Genomic DNA, 16855 nt, shown 5'->3' with positions numbered 1-16855 from the left:
CCCTATTTCTTGCAGGCGGGCTCATTGGGGTGCCCGCAAGACGGCTTCTTGACGGCTGGCGGCTGCTGCGGCTTTGGCTGTGCCTGCGGCTGCCGGTGCACTTGCTGGATCTGCTGCTTCGGCTGGGCATGGAACTCCGGCTTGGGCTGGGCGTGGAACTCCGGCTTGGGCTGACCCTGCACCTTCAGCTGCGGGTTGCCATTGCTGACCTTGAATTTCTGCTGGACATTGCCGCCACCGTTGCCGTTGGCAGGCAATTTGTGGAGTTTCGGCCCGTTGCCATTGCCCTGGGCCTGGTTGCCTTGCCCATTGACCTGGCCGTTTGTCTGGCCGCCGCCCTGATTGTGGAGCTTCTTGAACTTGCCGTTGGGCGGGTTCTGGCCTGAATTCTGGCCATTGAGCGCCGATGGGTTTTTCACTCCATTCGCTGCAGGCCCGGCGTTGGCCCCTGGGATCTTGCGGAACTTGGCATCCTTGCCGGTCTTGCCGGTACCGTTCTGGCCTTGCCCATTGCCTTGGCCATTGGCCCCGTTTTGCCCACTCACCACCGGGTTGCCGGTCACGGCGTTTCCACCTGCCGTGCCCCGCTTGTTCAGGAGCTTCCTGGACTTGTCCTTCGGCAGGTTCGGGTTGTTGGGCAGGTTCTGTCCATTTAGCACCGGCTTGCCATTGACGAGGGGCAGCGTGTTGCCGTCGGCGCCGGGCAAGGCATGACCTGTGAGCTTGTTGGCAGGCAATGTCTTCGACAGCGGCGTGACACCGCCCGGCTGCTGCCCACCCTGCCCCGGCTTCAGCGGGATGCCGCCCGGGTTCTGCTTGGACAGCACGGCCTCCTTTTTCTGCAGGAAGGCCGGCAGCGCCACCTTGGTGGCCAGTGCCGCCGCGCCGACACCCACGGCACCCGCGGTCAGCTTCTGGCCGGTGGTGAGGCCACCGCCTTGGCTATTGTTCTCGTTGATCGTCGTATTGTTGATGATCGTGGTGTTGTGGATGTTGTTGAAGATGACGTCGTTCGGCGGCGGGTAGATATCACGCGGCGGGTTCACCCAGGCAGGCACCGGCACGAAAACAGGCGTCGGCAGAAGGAAGACGCCGACCGGCGGCGGCGGCGGAGCCAGTTCGATGAAGTCGCGCGGCCGCGGCGGCAGGAAGATCACCGCCACGGGCGGCGGTGGCGCGAAATCGAATTCCGGGTCGTCGAAATAGAGCACGGGCCGGTCGACATAGACGATCTCATCGGGCGGTGGCGGCGGCACGTCGTAGGCATAGACGGCAAAACCCTGCGGCGGTTCAAGCGCGGCATCGAAATGCTCGAGCCTGCGGCGAGCATCCCAGGCGTGCGGCCCATGCGGATAGCGATCGAGATAGGACCAGTAGGCTTCGGGGGTGTCCCTCAGCCAGGTCTGGCGCCAGGTGATCGCCTCGCGCCGCGCCGCCAGGATGGCGCGCACGCGCCTGGCCAGGGGATCGTGGGGGTAGGCGACCAGAAAGTCCTCGTAGCCGCGCATCGTGTCGCGATCGAGAGTCGCGACATAGGCATCATGCGCGTCGAAGTCGCGGATTTCCTTGGTCCGCATGGTGCGGATCTCGGCTGACGAAACCTGTGACGGCGGGGCATCCGGCCCGCGGTCGAAGAAGACGAAAGGCTGGGTGATCTTGGAGGCGTCCCAGGGCAGTTCCGCGCCCTGCGTCACCTCGTTGACGCGCAGGCGCGTGCGGTCGAAGACATCACCAGGCTGCAGACCGCCATCCCTGATCATCTCGGCAAGCGCTTGCGCATAGGCGCCGTACGGGCCCTTGCCTTCCGGCGCGACCGTGCCCGGCGCGGCGTTGAAGGCGATCAGCATGTTCGGGTCGGGATCGACCAGTGCAAGGCCGCCGGCCAGCGGCTGGTTCGACTTCGCGAAGGCGTTTGGCCGCGCCGCGTCGAGCACGACGATGTTGACCTTGGTCGGCAGTGCTGCAAGCGGCTTGGTGAGGTCGGAGATCCGCACCGCAGCCATCGGCACATCTGTGGCAGTCGCGATCTGGGCATCGACGGGCGCGAAATAGTTCTCGCCTTCGAACTGCAGGCCCTGGCCGGCCAGATAGACGAACACCACCGCATCGGGACCGGCCGCCGTCACCTTGGCGAGGAAGTCGCGATAGGCGCCTCGCAGCGATTCCTGGTCGACATCGCGCGCGCCAACCACGTCGAACCCCGCCGCCTGCAATGTCTGGGCAATCAGGCCGGCGTCGTTGGCCGGCGTCGCCAGCGCGCCCGAGGGATAGGCAGCATTGCCGATGACGAAGGCGAGGCGCTTTTGGCTTTGCGCCAGCGCCAGGGCTGTCGACCCGAACGCGAAAATGGAGAGGGCAAGAAAGAAAGCGAGGAGTTTCGAGACCGTCCGCATTACGATCATCCGTCAGGTGAGAGTGCCGATCCGCCCAGCCGGACTAGGCTGGCACAAGAAGGCGGCTTTGCGGCATCAATCCGGCCGCTTTGGGCCGGGAGAGGCTGAAGTGCCTGGTCTCAACGAAACGTGATCAAGGCCGGTCTCAGCCGCGCCTTCTCCTAGGCTTTTCCAGCAGGGCGACAGCCTCGACATGGGGCGACCACAGGAACTGGTCGATCGGCGTCACGCTCTTCAGTTGATAGCCGCCGTCGATGAGGATGCGCAGGTCGCGAGCCAGCGTCACCGGATTGCAGGACACCGCGGCAACCAAGGGAACATCCGAGCGGGCGATCTGCTTCGACTGGTCCTCGGCACCCGCGCGCGGCGGATCGAAGACAAGGCCGTCGAAGGCGTTCAACTCCTTGAACGTCAGCGGCCGGCGGAACAGGTCGCGGCGTTCGCCCGTCACCCGCTTAAGACCGGTGGCGAATCGCGCGCCCCGATCGAGCGCCGAGAGGGCAGCCGCATCGCCCTCCACCGCATGGACTTCCGACTTTGCGGCCAACCGCAAGGCAAAGCTGCCGCAACCGGCGAAAAGATCGGCGACCTTCTTGGCGCGTCTCAGATGTGTACCGACGATCTCGGCCATGGCCTGCTCGGCTGCCTCGGTCGCCTGCAGGAACGCGCCGGGCGGCACGGCGACCGCCACGCTGCCGAACATCACCACGGGCTTCCTCGGTTCGATGACGATCTCGTCATCGATGGACAGCCTGGCAAAGCCTTGCGCCAGGACAAAATTGGAAGCGATGCGGCGCTGGTGTTCGCCAAGCTTGCCGGACTCATGCACCGCGACATCGAGGCCGGAACCCGTCACGGTGACCGCCATCCGGAATGATTTGCTGGTGGCGCATATCAAGTCTGCCAGCGCCCTCAGCCGGTGAAGCGCGGCAACGATCTCGGGCAGCGAGATCGGGCATTCCGATATGGAAATGATTTCCGGCGACAGATGACGGTTGAAGCCGAGCAGCATGCCCGTATCGGTGCGACGGGCGGCAAGCACGACACGGCGGCGCGTGTGCGGCGCACCGGCGACCAGTTCGTCGATGTTGCAATCGATGCCCTTCAGGGCATGCACCACCTTGTCGCGTTTCCACTGGCGATAGGCTTCGGCCTCGAAATGCTGGAGGGCGCAGCCGCCGCATTCGGTGAAATGGCGGCAGGCGGGTTCGATGCGCAGCGGCGAGGCCTCCAGCACCGCCATCAACGCGGCACGATCCCTCTCGCGCGCCGCGGTGACGGTCTCGCCTGGCAGCGTGAAAGGGATGAACAGGTCGCCGCTTTCGGTCTCGGCAATGCCGTCGCCCTGGGCGCCAAGCTTTTTGATGGTGAAGCGCGCGCTCATCGATCCTTGATCCCACCGAGCAGGAATTCGCGATTGCCGTCGCCACCTTCGATCGGCGACAGGTGCAGGCCGAGCGAACGCCAGCCCGGAACGGCATCCAGCCAATCCTGCAGCAGGCCGGCGACACGGGCGGCATCGAAGGGGTCCTTCAACAGGCCACCCTTGCCGATCGCCTCGCGACCCGCCTCGAATTGCGGCTTGACCAGAAAGACCGCGGCAGCACCAGGCTTTGCGATGGCGAGCGCCGGGGGCAGCGCCAGTCTCAGCGAGATGAAGCTGACGTCGGAGACAATGAAATCCGGAATGCGGCCGGCAAGATCGGCGGTGGTGAGGTCGCGGGCATTCAGCCCTTCGACGACCGTCACGCGCGGATCCTTGCCGACATCGGGATGCATCTGGCCATGGCCGACATCGATTGCGGTGACGTGGGATGCGCCGCGTTCGAGCAGCACCTGGGTGAACCCGCCGGTCGAAGCGCCGATGTCGAGGGCCTCGCGACCGGTTGGATCGAGGCTGAAGTGGTCGAGCCCGCCGATGAGCTTCAGCGCCGCGCGCGAGACATAGCCCTGCGCCGGATCATCGATGGCAACAAGGCATTGCGGCGAAACGTTCTGACCCGGCTTGCGGGCGATGGTGCCGTCAACCGTCACCGTGCCGCGCTCGACCGCGTCGCGGGCACGCGAACGGCTGGCAAACAGGCCGCGCTGGACGAGCAGGTCGTCGAGCCGCTGGCGGGTGCTGGCTGGCAGAGGCGAGTTCATCGGCCTTCATGGCGAAAGCCGGCAGCGAAGGCAAGGACATTGGAACGGGACGAAGAACATCGCCGCACGCACGCGAATGCATCAAGCCGCTCCGTGGCTTGCAGGAATCGCTTTGGGTCCGGCACAATAAGAGGGAGGACAGCCGTCTGCTGTCGGAACTCGGAGGGAACGAATGCTGACGGGAACCTGCCATTGTGGCGCAACCCACTGGACCCTGGAGGGCGATCCCGGGCCGGTGACAGCCTGCAACTGCACGCTCTGCCGTCGTTATGGCGTGCTCTGGGCCTATGACTATGTCGACGAGCGCATTCGTGTCTCGGGGCCGATGGCCAGCTATACCCGCGTCGGAAAGGACACGCCGTCGCTCGAAATCCTGTTCTGCCCGACCTGCGCCTGCGTGCTCGCCTGGCGTGGTTTGCGCGCCGAGGCATCTGGTCGAACACGCATCGCCGTCAATGTAAGGCTGGCGCCGCCCGAGGCGGTCGCCGATCTGCCGATCGACCATTTCGACGGCCTCGACACATATGACGACCTGCCCCGCGACGGGCGTTGCGTGCGCGATATGTGGTTCTAGAAGATGGTCCGCGACACCTGGCGCTCGATGGCCGGAGACAAGCCGTCGTCGCGATCTCCTGACGCTTGCACGGCAGGATGCTCGGTGGCAGTGGCGGGCGGCGGAACAGTATCTGGCAGGATCACGAGCTGGGGCACCTGCTTGTAGGAAAAGCCGCCGCGGATATCACCCATCTTGCTGGCAACGATGCCCAGCGCCGCCTTTTCGAGATTGCGGTCATAGCGCGTCTCGGCGGCGGCGGGTGCAGCGATCATGGTCAGAAATGCCACGCCGCACATAAGCGTCTTCATTGTCGTTGTCTCCCTGCCTGACACCGATCTAGCAGGGCGCCGTTGAAAAACGGCCAAGGGATACGGTAAGCAAAACGCCAAACGGCAGTGTTAACAATGTGTTACGAAATCAAGCCGGCAAACTGATTCAAGCGCTTGAGGTTTTGAATCAGGCGCGCTGGGCGCGGGCCGTCTGACCGAGCGCGGTAAAAACCGTGCGCACGATGCCTGCGGCATCGAGACCGGCATCGGCATACATCTTTTCTGGCTTGGCGTGGTCGGCGAATATGTCGGGCAGCACCAGCGGGCGTACCTTCAGGCCGCTTTCCAGCAGTCCTTCATGGGCAAGGAACTGCAGCACATGGCTGGCGAAGCCGCCGATGGCGCCCTCCTCCACCGTAACCAGAACCTCGTGCGACCGGGCGAGCCGGCGGATCATATCCTCGTCGAGCGGCTTGGCGAAGCGGGCATCGGCAACCGTGGTGGAAAGCCCGGCAGCACCCAGTTCCTCGGCGGCGATCAGGCAATCCTGCAGGCGCGTGCCGAAGGACAACAGCGCCACCTTTGTGCCTTCGCGCACGATGCGGCCCTTGCCGAGTTCGAGAACCGAGCCGCGCTCCGGCATGTCGACGCCAACGCCATTGCCGCGCGGATAGCGGAAGGCGATCGGGCCGTCATCATAGCTTGCCGCGGTGCGCACCATGTGGCGCAGCTCCGCCTCGTCGGCGGCCGCCATCACGACAAAGCCCGGCAGGCTTGCCAGGAAAGTTGTGTCGAACGCGCCGCAATGGGTGGCGCCATCGGCGCCGACGAAACCGGCACGGTCGATCGGGAAACGCACCGGCAGTTTCTGGATCGCGACGTCATGGACGACCTGGTCGTAGGCGCGCTGCAGGAAGGTCGAATAGATCGCCGCGAACGGCTTGTAGCCTTCGGTCGCAAGACCGGCTGCGAAGGTCACAGCATGCTGTTCGGCGATGCCGACATCGAAAGTCCGTGACGGGAACACTTCGCCGAACAGGTCCAGCCCCGTGCCGCTCGGCATGGCGGCGGTGACGGCGACGATGCGGTCGTCCTCGCGGGCTTCCTGAATCAGGCTTTCGGCGAACACCTTGGTGTAGGCCGGTGCGTTGGCCGGCGCCTTGGCCTGCGCGCCGGTGATGACGTCGAACTTGTTGACGCCGTGGTATTTGTCGGCGGCGGCTTCCGCCGGCGCGTAGCCCTTGCCCTTCTGGGTGACGACATGGATCAGCACCGGGCCTTCGCCATTGTCGCGGACGTTTTTGAGCACCGGGATCAGATGTTCGAGATTGTGGCCGTCGATCGGGCCGATGTGGTAGAAACCGAGCTCTTCGAACAAAGTGCCGCCGGTGACATAGCCGCGTGCATGCTCGACCGCCCTTGTGATCGCACGATCGGCACGCTTGCCGAGATAGGATGTCAGCTTCTTGCCGAAGTCGCGCAGGCCGGCATAGGCCTTGCCCGAGGCGAGGCGCGCCAGATAGGCGCTCATGGCGCCGGTCGGCGGCGCGATCGACATATCGTTGTCGTTGAGGATGACGATGAGCCGGGCATCGAGCGCGCCGGCATTGTTCATCGCCTCATAGGCCATGCCGGCCGACATGGCGCCGTCGCCGATAACGGCAATGACATTGTTGCGGCCACCGGAGAGGTCGCGGGCGGCGGCCATGCCGAGGCCTGCCGAGATCGACGTCGAGGAGTGCGCGGCGCCGAAGGGATCGTATTCGCTTTCAGCACGGCGGGTGAAGCCGGACAGGCCGCCTTCCTGGCGCAATGTGCGGATGCGGTCGCGTCGGCCGGTCAGAATCTTGTGTGGATAGGCCTGGTGGCCGACATCCCAGATCAGGCGATCATCAGGCGTGTTGAAGACGTAATGCAGCGCCACCGTCAGTTCGACCACGCCGAGGCCGGCGCCAAGATGGCCGCCGGTGCGCGACACTGCGTCGACCAGTTCGAGGCGAAGCTCGGACGCCAGTTGCGGCAGCTCGCTCTCGTCAAGCGCGCGCAGATCCGCCGGAATGCGGACCTTGTCGAGTAGCGGCGTATGCGGCGTTGCGTTCACGGGAGCTCAGGCTTTCTGTTCAACGGCGGGATAGGCCGCCGGCCGGCGAAAGTAAATGCGTGTCGGTGACGCGGATCAATCAGGTCCCCTCGCCGACTTCCTCAGTTTTCCGGCAGCGGGATGAACTCTTTCTCATCTCCAGGAACGATATCGAAGCGGCCCGTCTTCCATTCCTGCTTGGCCTGTTCGATGCGCTCCTTCGACGAGGAGACGAAATTCCACCAGATGTAACGCTGCGAACCGAGCGAGGCGCCACCGAACAGCATGAAATGCGCACCGGTTTGCGACGATATGATGATCTCGTCACCGGGCCGGAATACCAGCAGCCGTTCGGCCGGAAAGACGTCGCCCGAAATCGCGACCTCGCCTTCCAGCGTGTAGATGGCGCGCTCTTCGGCATCCGCCGGGATTTTCACGCTGGCGCCCGGCGCCAGCCTGAGGTCGGCGTAAAGCGTCTCGGTATCGGCCCTTACCGGGGAGCGCAGTCCCTGGAAATCGCCGATGACGATCCGCCCGCGGACGCCTTCGGTGTCGATCTCGGGCAGCCGCAAGGCAGCGGTGTTCTCGAACACCGGCGCCACTTCCTCCTTGCCGTCGGGCAAGGCCAGCCATGTCTGCAGGCCGGAGATCGACATCGGCGAGCCGCGCAGCTCCTCCGGCGTGCGCTCGGAATGTACGATGCCGCGCCCAGCGGTCATCAAATTCACGTCGCCGGGCTGGATCACCATTTCGGTGCCGAGCGAATCGCGATGACGGATCTTGCCATCGAACAGATAGGTAACCGTCGACAGGCCGATATGCGGATGCGGACGGACATCCATCGCCTGGCCGCCGCGCAGGATCGCCGGACCCATGCGGTCGAAGAAGATGAACGGGCCGACCAGCCGCCGCCTGGCGGTCGGCAGAGCGCGGCGCACCTCGAAGCCGCCAATGTCCTTGGCGTTCGGGATGACCATCAACTCAATCTGGTCGCTGGCAAAGGCGTCGCCGGCTTCAGGGTCTTTCCCGGGGAAGAAGCTCATGAACTCTCCTTGCAGCGGTCGAGGACCGCTTTAGCCGCGTCAGGCAAAGCGGATCGCCGCCTTCGCCCGCAATTTGGCCGCCACCTCTTCGCGATTGCGTGGATGCTGGTTGGTCTCGAGCGAATCGAGAAGTTCGCGCGCCGATGCCGCGATGGCTTCGACGGCGTGATCGAACGCATGCTGGTTCTGTTTCGAGGGCCGCGTCGTTCCGCTCAGCTTGCGAACGAACTGAAGGGCTGCGTCGCGCACTTCATCATTGGTTGCCGGCGGATCAAAATTGAACAGGGTCTTGATGTTTCTGCACATCGCTTCCGTATCTCCTCTTGTCCTGGAGCCGTTTCAATCGGGACGAGCTTAATCCTCAACCATGATCGTGTCCAAAAACCGGTAGGGCTGCTCCATGCCTCAGTCCGCGTCGAGCGGCTCGGTTCCGACCGGCTTGCCGTCGCGCGACAGCCTGATCTTCTCGACCTTGTCCTCGGCGGCTTTCAGCAGCCGGTCGCAATGCGCCTTCAGCGCCTCGCCGCGCTCGTAGATCTTGATCGACTGGTCGAGCGGCACGTCGCCACGCTCCAGATCATCGACGATCTTCTCCAGCGCGTCGAGTGCCTGTTCGAAGCTCATCGCCTTGACGTCTTCGTTGGTTTCACCAGCCATCATTCATCCTTTCATCAGTCGCCCGACATGGGCGGCGACCGAAAATGCCAGTCCCTGCAGATCGTAGCCGCCCTCGAGCAGGCTGACGAGCCGGTTGCCGCTGTGGCGCGCCGCACGCTGCATCAGCTGGCCGGTCGCCCAGTCGAAATCGTCCTCGGTCAGATTGATCTCGGCCAGCGGATCGCGGTGGTGCGCGTCGAAACCAGCCGAGATGATGATCAGATCGGGCGCGAAATTGTCGAGCGCCGGCAGGACGCGCGAAAGGAAGGCGTCGCGAAACACCTCGCCGCCGGTCTGCGGCGCCAGCGGCGCGTTGACGATGTTGCCCGCGCCGGTTTCGCTCTTCGCGCCAGTGCCGGGATAGAGCGGCATCTGATGCGTCGAGCAATAGAGCACCGAGGGGTCGTCCCAGAAAATATCCTGCGTGCCGTTGCCGTGATGCACGTCCCAGTCGACGATCGCGACGCGCTCGGCGCCATGCTTCTTCTGCGCATGGCGCGCGGCGATCGCCGCCGTGTTGAAGAAACAGAAGCCCATTGCGGTGGTCTTTTCGGCATGGTGGCCGGGCGGCCGGGCGGCAACGAAGACATTGTCGGCACGGCCGGCAAACACGTCGTCGACGGCGGCGTTGGCGGCGCCGATCGCGGCGATCACCGCCTGCCAGCTCTTCGGGCTGGCGGTGGTGTCGGCATCGATACGGGCAATGCCCTCTTCGGGAATGGCGGCACGCACACGGGCGACGAAATCGGCTGGGTGCGCGTAGAGGATTGTGGCCTCGTCGCCCTCCGGCGCCTTGACACGATCGAGCGCGGCAAAGGCCTCGTCGTCAAGCACGCGTTCGATGGCGCGCAAGCGGTCCGGCCGCTCGGGGTGGCCGGGCGGCGTGATGTGCTCGAGGAAGATCGGATGCGTGTAGAGACGGGTTGTCATGCTCCCTATCTAGTGCCCCGGCGCCGCGATGGCCATGCATTGCGGCTCGATCGCTGGGGAAAATCGAGCCTGCGTCCATTGGCGTCGCCGCGGGGATTGGCGCGGGCGAGGCTTCGGCGTAAGGTCGCCGCCACTGCCTGGTGCCCGCCGGTCTGTTTGTTTAGCCGCATTCTGCGACGCCAAGTGATTCCACTTGGCTGCAAATGCTCTGGCGGGAGAATCGGGAACACGGTTGAATTCCGTGGCGTGCCCAACGCTGTGAGGGGGACCGCGCCGGTAAATGCCACTGTCGATGACGGGAAGGCACCGGACGCGGGTTGATCCCGAGCCAGAAGACCGGCCTGGCAGGCATCGTCATCCGCATGGTCAGGCGGATGGCATCAGAGCGACGTGCGTCCAGTTTGACGCACAAAGTACGCTCTGACGGTGTGAAACTATCGCAATCGCAAGGGGACAAGCGATGCCAGACCCAATGACCGCTCCTATGGGCGACGGATTTGACCAGATGGCGCGTGACGCGGTCTATCGCGCCATGTTCACGCGGCGCGACGTGCGCAGCCATTTCGTGCCTGACGCGCTCGACGACGAGGTGCTGGCGCGGCTTCTGCTTGCCGCCCATCACGCGCCGTCGGTCGGCTTCATGCAGCCGTGGAACTTCATCGTCATTCGCGACGCCGCGCGACGGGCAGAGGTGCGCGACCTTTTCCTGGCCGCCCGCGAGCAGGAATTGCCTGAAATCGAGGCCGAGAGACAGGCGCTCTACAGCAAGCTCAAACTGGAAGGCATCTGCGAAAGCGCGCTCAACATCTGCATCACCTGCGACCGCGAGCGCTCAAAAAACTCGCCGCTGGGCCGCTGGCACAATCCGGAGATGGATCTCTACAGCACGGTCTGCGCGGTGCAGAATTTCTGGCTGGCCGCGCGTGCCGAAGGGGTCGGCGTCGGTTGGGTCAGCATCATAGAGACGCAAGCGCTCAAAAGCCTGCTGTCCATTCCCGAGCACGTGACGCCGATCGCCTATCTCTGCGTCGGTCGGGTTTCCGAGTTCGCGCCCAAACCCGACCTTGAAACACACGGCTGGAGCCGGCGGCTGCCGCTGCCCGAACTGATCATGAGCGAGACTTTTTGCGGGCAAGGTGAAGCGCCGCTGAAATCGGCCGTGGCGCGCCTCAACGGCTCCGATGCCGCGCCGGCCACCACCTGCCCGGCCGATCAGCGCGTCGCGCCGGCCGTGCCCCAGCGCGAGCCGCCGAAAGAGGCAAGCGCCTTGTCCTTGAGTTCCCGGAACTTCGATGACGCTTCGGCCAGCCTGATGTCCCAGGCCGGATCAGGCACCTGGCCGGCGATGGTCTTGAAATAGACCTGCATCAGGCAAGCGATGGCGAAGGGCTCGATGAAGGCCGCCTTGAAGGCCCAGGCGAAGACAATGGCGAGCACGAAGGCCCAGCCGGCGAGCTGTCCGGGCATGATGAAGAGAATGGCGCCGGCCGGAGCCAGCATCAACAGGAAGATGACGAAGGACACGCCCCACATGATGACCGCCAGCCAGACGGCGTTCTTGACCATGGTCTTGCCGTTCTGGGCATAGAGCACGACGCCTTGGCGCGCCGTCTCGAAGGGCGAGGACGAATTGATGCGGATGTTGTAGCCGAGGATGATCTCGTCGACGTAGGTGAGCGACAGGCGGATCACCGTGTTGATGAAAGAGACAAGACCGCTCAGGCCCGGAATGGGCAGGAAGGCGGCGATGCCGCCGAGCAGGCCGGTGATGGCGCGGATGGCGCCCTTGACCAACTGGTCGACGACAAAAAGGATGTTGGCCTCGGCGAAACGCTCGGTCACGACCTTCCTGGCATAGGCGATCTGGTTCTGGCCGTCGGGGACATCCCGGCCGTCGATCAGATGGACCATCACGGCGATATGGCCGGCCTTGACGACGTAGAGGATGTATTCGCGGATCCAGTAGACGGCGATCGAAACCACGCCGAAACCGACCACGCCGCCCCACAGGGCGAAGGACATCGGCCCGTCGGGGTCCGTGGAGATATGGCCGACACCATAGCCGACCGACGCACCGGTGCCGGTCGCCACGATATAGGCAAGCGTGATGCCGAAATAGACGATCATACGAAAGACAATGAAAGGCCAGGTCCGCATCATGATGGACACCGACCTGCCGATATCGAAATCCCACATGCCCGAATCTCCCCTCAGAGATGGCTCGGAAGGATGCGCTCGCCCCCAGGATTGTCAATCGCAGCCCAACGCGGATTTGGTTCTGTTACGCAGCTGGTTTTCTGAGCAGGCCTTCGAGCAATTGCTTGAACGCCGCAACCACGATCTTCGATGTCGCTTCGGGGTCGTTCGAATTGGCGATCCGCTGCGCCGCCTGACTGCTCGCCCCGTTGATCAGCCGCGCGGCGGTCTCCGGGTCGACGCTCGGGACGACCACCCCTTCTCCCTGCAGCGCGGTCAGATGATCGGTCATTGAACCGACGCAGGCATTGGCATTCGGCCATTGCGCGGGATCGCCCAGTACGGCTGGACCGTCGCGGAACATGATGCGCTGGATTTCCGGCTCGAGCGCCATTTCGATATAGGTCGTGCATTCGTCGACGAAATGCTGCCAGCGGGTCGGCGCTCTCGACGCGACCTCATTCACCCGGGCCGCCATCTCGCCGTCGATTTCGGCGATAACCGCCTCCAGCAGCCCCTTCTTGTCGCCGAAGTGATGATAGAGGGCGCCGCGCGTCAGCCCGGCCGATGCCGTGAAATCATCCATCGACGCTTCGGCATATCCGATCGTACCGAAGGCCCGACGGGCGGCGGCAATCAGCTTGGCACGCGTCTCGGCGATCATTTCCTTGCGGGGTCTGTGCATTTCCGTCTGGTCCTATTCACATACGTTGCGTATGCCAATTGACATACGTCGCGTATGCCCTATCTAACCCTCATACGCTTCGTATGTAATTGTCGAACCGGACTTTGTCGAGGAACCATCATGCAAAACCCCTATTCGGAAATTTTCCGCGCCCCTGGAGCCAAGGGCTTTGCAGCCGCCGGCTTCATGGCGCGCCTGCCGATCGCCATGGCGCCGATCGGTATCGTGGCAATGCTGTCGCAGACGCGCGGCGAATATTGGCTGGCGGGCGCCGTCTCGGCGACATTCGCGTTGGCCAACGCATTCCTGGCGCCGCAAATATCAAGACTGGTCGACCGCCTTGGCCAGACGCGGATCGTCGTGCCCACGACAATCATCTCCGTGCTCGCCTTCATCACGCTGGTTGCGGCCGCCAATCAGGACTGGCCGGTCTGGACGCTGTTCGTGTCGGCGCTGTTGGCGGCGGCGATGCCCAGCATGCCCGCCATGGTGCGCGCGCGCTGGACCGAGCTTTTCCGGGGACGACCTGAGATGAACACCGCCTTCGCCTTCGAATCGGCGGCGGATGAACTGGTCTATATCGCCGGCGCATCGCTGTCGGTCGGCCTCAGCGCCGCCCTTTTCCCGGAAGCGGGCATGCTGGCGAGCACATTGTTCCTCGCCCTGGGTTCGACCGCGTTCATCCTGCAGCGCTCGACCGAGCCGCAAGTGCGCCCGGTGGACCATGGCTCGAGCGGCTCGGCGATCCGCCTGCGGCCGGTGCAGATCATCACCTTTGCCCTGATCTTCATCGGCGCGACCTTCGCGACGACGGAAGTGAGCACGGTGGCGATCACCAAGGAGCTCGGCCAGCCCGGCGCCGCCAGCCTCGTCATCGGCGTCTACGCGCTGGGGTCGTTCGTGCTCGGCATCATTGTCGGCGCGCTCAACCTGAGGGCACCGCTGCAGCGCCAACTCGCCATCGCGGTCGCCCTGGTCGCGCTCGGCACCTTGCTGCCGCTCACCGCCGGCAGCGTGCCGCTCCTGGCGCTGACCGTCTTCCTCAGCGGCGTGGCGATCTCGCCGACCTTCATCACGGCCTTCGGCCTGATCGAACGGCATGTGCCGGAAGCGATGCTGACCGAAGGCATCACCTGGGTGACCACCGGCATCGGCATCGGCATGGCGCTGGGTTCCTTCGCCGCCGGCGCCGTGGTGGATGCGTTTGGCGCCCAGAACGGGTTCTGGGTCTCGGTAGCATCAGGCACGATTGCGCTCGCCACCGTGCTGCTCGGCCAGCGCATCCTGGCCACCCAAAAATGCGATCTGGATGGGTGTGAAACGGCCGCCGCTCCGGCCGAGTGACGGCAGAATAGGTCGGGCGCGAGGCGACGAAACAAGATGGATTTCGAGAGCCGGAGCCCAGCGGACGTTCCGGCCCTCAAGCACCCGGTACGCAGAAGGCCAGGCCGGCCTCAGCCGAACATCAAGATATCCCTAGAGGATTTCGGTTTTGGCGATGTGGATGCCAAAGCCTTCGAGGCCGACATAATGACGCTCGCGCGAGGCGATCAGGTTGATCGAGGAAATGCCGAGATCCTTCAGGATCTGCGCGCCGAGGCCGATTTCGCGCCATTCATTCTCGCGACGGCGGGCCTCTTCGTGATCCTCGCGGTCGCCGCTCAGCGGACGCTTGCGCTCCTGATGCGCAACGCCGACGGAGCCCTCTCTGAGATAGACGATGACGCCGCGCTTGCGCTCGCCCATCGCCTTCATGATGCCGTCCAGGCGATGGCTGGTGCCGAAGACGTCGGTCACCACATCCTCGGAATGCAGCCGCACCGGCACGTCCTCGCCATCGCGTATGTCGCCGAAGACGACAGCGACGTGATGCATCGTGTCCCAGGGCAGCGTGTAGGTGAATACCTGCGCCTTGCCGCCAAGCGTGTCGATATCGGAGCAGGCGACACGCTCGACCAGCGTTTCCTTGCGCTGGCGGTAGGCGATGAGGTCGGCGACCGAGACCTGCTTCAGGCCATGCTCTTCGGCGAAAGCCTGGACCTGCGGGCCGCGCTTGACGGTGCCGTCATCGTTGACGAGTTCTGAAATGACGCCGATCGGCGGCAAGCCGGCGAGCTTGCAGAGATCGACCGCCGCTTCGGTATGGCCCGAACGCATCAGGACGCCGCCTTCGCGCGCGATCAGCGGGAAGATGTGGCCGGGGCGGACGAAATCGGAGGCGCCGACATTGCCGTTGGCGAGGTTGCGCACCGTGAGCGTGCGGTCGTCGGCCGAGATGCCTGTCGTCGTGCCATGCTTGAAATCGACGCTGACGGTGAAGGCGGTGGTGTGGGCGGAATCATTGTCGGCGACCATCGGCTGCAGGTTGAGCCGCTTGGCTTCCTCGCGCGGCATCGGCGTGCAGACGATGCCGGAGGTGTTGCGCACGATGAAGGCCATCTTTTCCGGCGTGCAGTGAACGGCGGCGACGATCAGATCGCCTTCGTTCTCGCGCCCGTCATCATCCATGACGACGACGATCTCGCCGCGTTCGAAAGCGCGGATGGCTTCGACAATCTTCTTCTGATCGTAAGGCATGGGATGCTCGCTTCGCTCGCAGGGATTAGGGGGTAGGCAGTAGGAAGAAAAAGGTTCTTTCGGGCGGCCTACTGCCTATTCCCTACTGCCTATTCCCTTCCCCGTCTGTCCTCTATGCCGCAGATAGTGATCGGCAATCGCGCAGGCAACCATCGCCTCTCCGATCGGCACGGCGCGGATGCCGACGCAGGGGTCGTGGCGGCCTTTGGTCATTACCTCGACGTCTTTGCCGTCCTTGTCGATGGATTTTCGCGGCGTCAGGATCGACGAGGTCGGCTTGACGGCGAAGCGGGCGACGATCGCCTGGCCGGTCGAGATGCCGCCAAGGATGCCGCCGGCATTGTTGGACAGGAACACCGGCTTGCCGTCATTGCCGATGCGCATCTCGTCGGCATTCTGTTCGCCGGTGATGCGCGCCGCCTCGAAGCCATTGCCGATCTCGACGCCCTTGACGGCATTGATCGACATCAGGCCCGACGCGATGTCCTGGTCGAGCTTGGCGTAGATCGGCGCGCCAAGCCCCGGCGGAACGCCGTCGGCGACGATCTCGATCACCGCGCCGACCGAGGATCCGGCCTTGCGGATACCGTCAAGATACTGCGTGAAGACGGGAACCGAAGCGGGATCGGGCGTGAAGAACGGATTTTCCGCGTCGCCGATGAAATTCCAGTTCCAGTTGGCGCGGTCGATCGATTTTTCGCCCATCGAGACCAGGGCGCCGCGCACCACCATGCCGGGCACCACCTTACGGGCGAGCGCGCCTGCGGCGACCCTGGCCGCGGTCTCGCGGGCCGAGGAGCGGCCGCCGCCGCGATAGTCGCGTATGCCGTATTTCACGTCATAGGTGTAGTCGGCATGGCCCGGCCGGTACTGGCGGGCGATCTCGCCATAGTCCTTCGATCGCTGGTCGACATTCTCGATCAGCATGGAGACCGGCGTGCCGGTGGTGATCATCGTCTCGCCGTCCTCGTCTAGGACGAAACCCGAGAGCACCTTCACCTCGTCGGGTTCGCGGCGCTGGGTGACGAAGCGCGACTGGCCTGGCCGGCGCTTGTCGAGTTCGGCCTGGATTTCATCGCGCGTGAAGCGGATGCCGGGCGGGCAACCGTCGACCACGCAGCCAAGTGCCGCCCCATGGCTTTCGCCCCAGGTGGTGACGCGGAAAAGATGGCCGAACGTGTTGTGAGACATGGAAAAGTGCCCTGCCCGGCAGCGAAGCCGGTTGAAGCCTGCCTTCTATTGGCGTTTTTTGCGGTGGTCAAACTCTCATCCCTGCCGTTTAAGTTTTGACACATTCGGCTGGTTTCTGCTTTCTTCCATCCGC

The 16855-nt window shown here is 64.2% G+C and carries 15 protein-coding genes, 1 pseudogene and 1 riboswitch; of the genes and pseudogenes, 3 read left to right on the top strand and 13 right to left on the bottom strand.

Annotation, left to right across the window (positions count from 1 at the left end):
• Positions 1-2: 2 nt before the first annotated feature.
• The 3 genes from QQK95_RS07410 to QQK95_RS07400 all read right to left on the bottom strand — a co-directional run bounded on the left by QQK95_RS07410 (position 3) and on the right by QQK95_RS07400 (position 4538).
• A complete protein-coding gene (locus QQK95_RS07410; protein ID WP_284270472.1) occupies positions 3-2402 on the bottom strand; it encodes a caspase family protein in 2400 nt (799 codons plus the stop codon).
• 136 nt (positions 2403-2538) lie between these two features.
• Positions 2539-3777 (bottom strand): class I SAM-dependent RNA methyltransferase, encoded by a 1239-nt coding sequence (locus tag QQK95_RS07405; RefSeq protein ID WP_284270471.1) that lies wholly within the window; start codon positions 3775-3777, stop codon positions 2539-2541.
• Positions 3774-4538: a TlyA family RNA methyltransferase gene (locus QQK95_RS07400; protein ID WP_284270470.1), complete on the bottom strand. Its 765-nt coding sequence runs from the start codon at positions 4536-4538 to the stop codon at positions 3774-3776. Before QQK95_RS07400 ends, QQK95_RS07405 begins: the two co-directional genes overlap by 4 nt.
• Before the next feature lie 172 nt (positions 4539-4710).
• On the opposite strand from QQK95_RS07400, the gene QQK95_RS07395 reads away from it, so the two are divergent.
• The gene (locus QQK95_RS07395; RefSeq protein WP_284270469.1) at positions 4711-5112 is read left to right on the top strand and encodes a GFA family protein; all 402 of its coding nucleotides are present in this window, start codon (positions 4711-4713) and stop codon (positions 5110-5112) included.
• Here QQK95_RS07395 and QQK95_RS07390 read toward each other — a convergent pair.
• The 6 genes from QQK95_RS07390 to QQK95_RS07365 all read right to left on the bottom strand — a co-directional run bounded on the left by QQK95_RS07390 (position 5109) and on the right by QQK95_RS07365 (position 10073).
• Complete coding sequence (locus tag QQK95_RS07390; RefSeq protein ID WP_284270468.1) at positions 5109-5402, bottom strand: hypothetical protein; 294 nt, start codon at positions 5400-5402, stop codon at positions 5109-5111. The genes QQK95_RS07395 and QQK95_RS07390 overlap by 4 nt on opposite strands.
• 148 nt (positions 5403-5550) lie before the next feature.
• Positions 5551-7464 (bottom strand): 1-deoxy-D-xylulose-5-phosphate synthase, encoded by a 1914-nt coding sequence (gene dxs / locus QQK95_RS07385; RefSeq protein WP_284270467.1) that lies wholly within the window; start codon positions 7462-7464, stop codon positions 5551-5553.
• A 101-nt stretch (positions 7465-7565) separates the two neighbouring features.
• Complete coding sequence (locus tag QQK95_RS07380) at positions 7566-8486, bottom strand: pirin family protein (RefSeq protein ID WP_284270466.1); 921 nt, start codon at positions 8484-8486, stop codon at positions 7566-7568.
• A gap of 39 nt (positions 8487-8525) precedes the next feature.
• Positions 8526-8792 (bottom strand): DUF2277 domain-containing protein, encoded by a 267-nt coding sequence (locus tag QQK95_RS07375; RefSeq protein ID WP_010914875.1) that lies wholly within the window; start codon positions 8790-8792, stop codon positions 8526-8528.
• Positions 8793-8891: 99 nt separating this feature from the next.
• Positions 8892-9143 (bottom strand): exodeoxyribonuclease VII small subunit, encoded by a 252-nt coding sequence (locus QQK95_RS07370; protein ID WP_027046614.1) that lies wholly within the window; start codon positions 9141-9143, stop codon positions 8892-8894.
• A gap of 3 nt (positions 9144-9146) precedes the next feature.
• Entirely contained in the window at positions 9147-10073 is a 927-nt protein-coding gene (locus QQK95_RS07365; protein ID WP_284270463.1) for a histone deacetylase family protein, read from the bottom strand.
• Between the two features lie 178 nt (positions 10074-10251).
• Positions 10252-10432, top strand: a riboswitch (cobalamin riboswitch).
• Between the two features lie 101 nt (positions 10433-10533).
• Here QQK95_RS07365 and bluB point away from each other — a divergent pair.
• A pseudogene (gene bluB, locus QQK95_RS07360) lies at positions 10534-11193 on the top strand (5,6-dimethylbenzimidazole synthase); the annotation flags it as partial.
• A gap of 92 nt (positions 11194-11285) precedes the next feature.
• Here the strand turns inward: bluB and QQK95_RS07355 are convergent.
• Positions 11286-12269, bottom strand: coding sequence for a hypothetical protein (locus QQK95_RS07355; RefSeq protein ID WP_284270461.1), 984 nt, complete (start codon positions 12267-12269; stop codon positions 11286-11288).
• Between the two features lie 85 nt (positions 12270-12354).
• Positions 12355-12954 (bottom strand): TetR/AcrR family transcriptional regulator, encoded by a 600-nt coding sequence (locus QQK95_RS07350; RefSeq protein ID WP_284270459.1) that lies wholly within the window; start codon positions 12952-12954, stop codon positions 12355-12357.
• Positions 12955-13074: 120 nt separating this feature from the next.
• Here QQK95_RS07350 and QQK95_RS07345 point away from each other — a divergent pair, with 120 nt between their 5' ends.
• On the top strand, positions 13075-14298 hold the full coding sequence (locus QQK95_RS07345; protein ID WP_284270457.1) for an MFS transporter: 1224 nt from the start codon (positions 13075-13077) through the stop codon (positions 14296-14298).
• A gap of 132 nt (positions 14299-14430) precedes the next feature.
• Here the strand turns inward: QQK95_RS07345 and ribB are convergent, their stop codons facing one another.
• Positions 14431-15531 (bottom strand): 3,4-dihydroxy-2-butanone-4-phosphate synthase, encoded by a 1101-nt coding sequence (gene ribB, locus QQK95_RS07340; RefSeq protein WP_019856966.1) that lies wholly within the window; start codon positions 15529-15531, stop codon positions 14431-14433.
• A 75-nt stretch (positions 15532-15606) separates the two neighbouring features.
• Positions 15607-16722: a chorismate synthase gene (gene aroC, locus QQK95_RS07335; RefSeq protein ID WP_284270455.1), complete on the bottom strand. Its 1116-nt coding sequence runs from the start codon at positions 16720-16722 to the stop codon at positions 15607-15609.
• Positions 16723-16855 lie beyond the last annotated feature (133 nt).

This window comes from Mesorhizobium huakuii, from assembly GCF_030160235.1.
Lineage (GTDB): Bacteria > Pseudomonadota > Alphaproteobacteria > Rhizobiales > Rhizobiaceae > Mesorhizobium > Mesorhizobium huakuii.
This window is presented reverse-complemented; position numbering and strand designations above follow the sequence as displayed.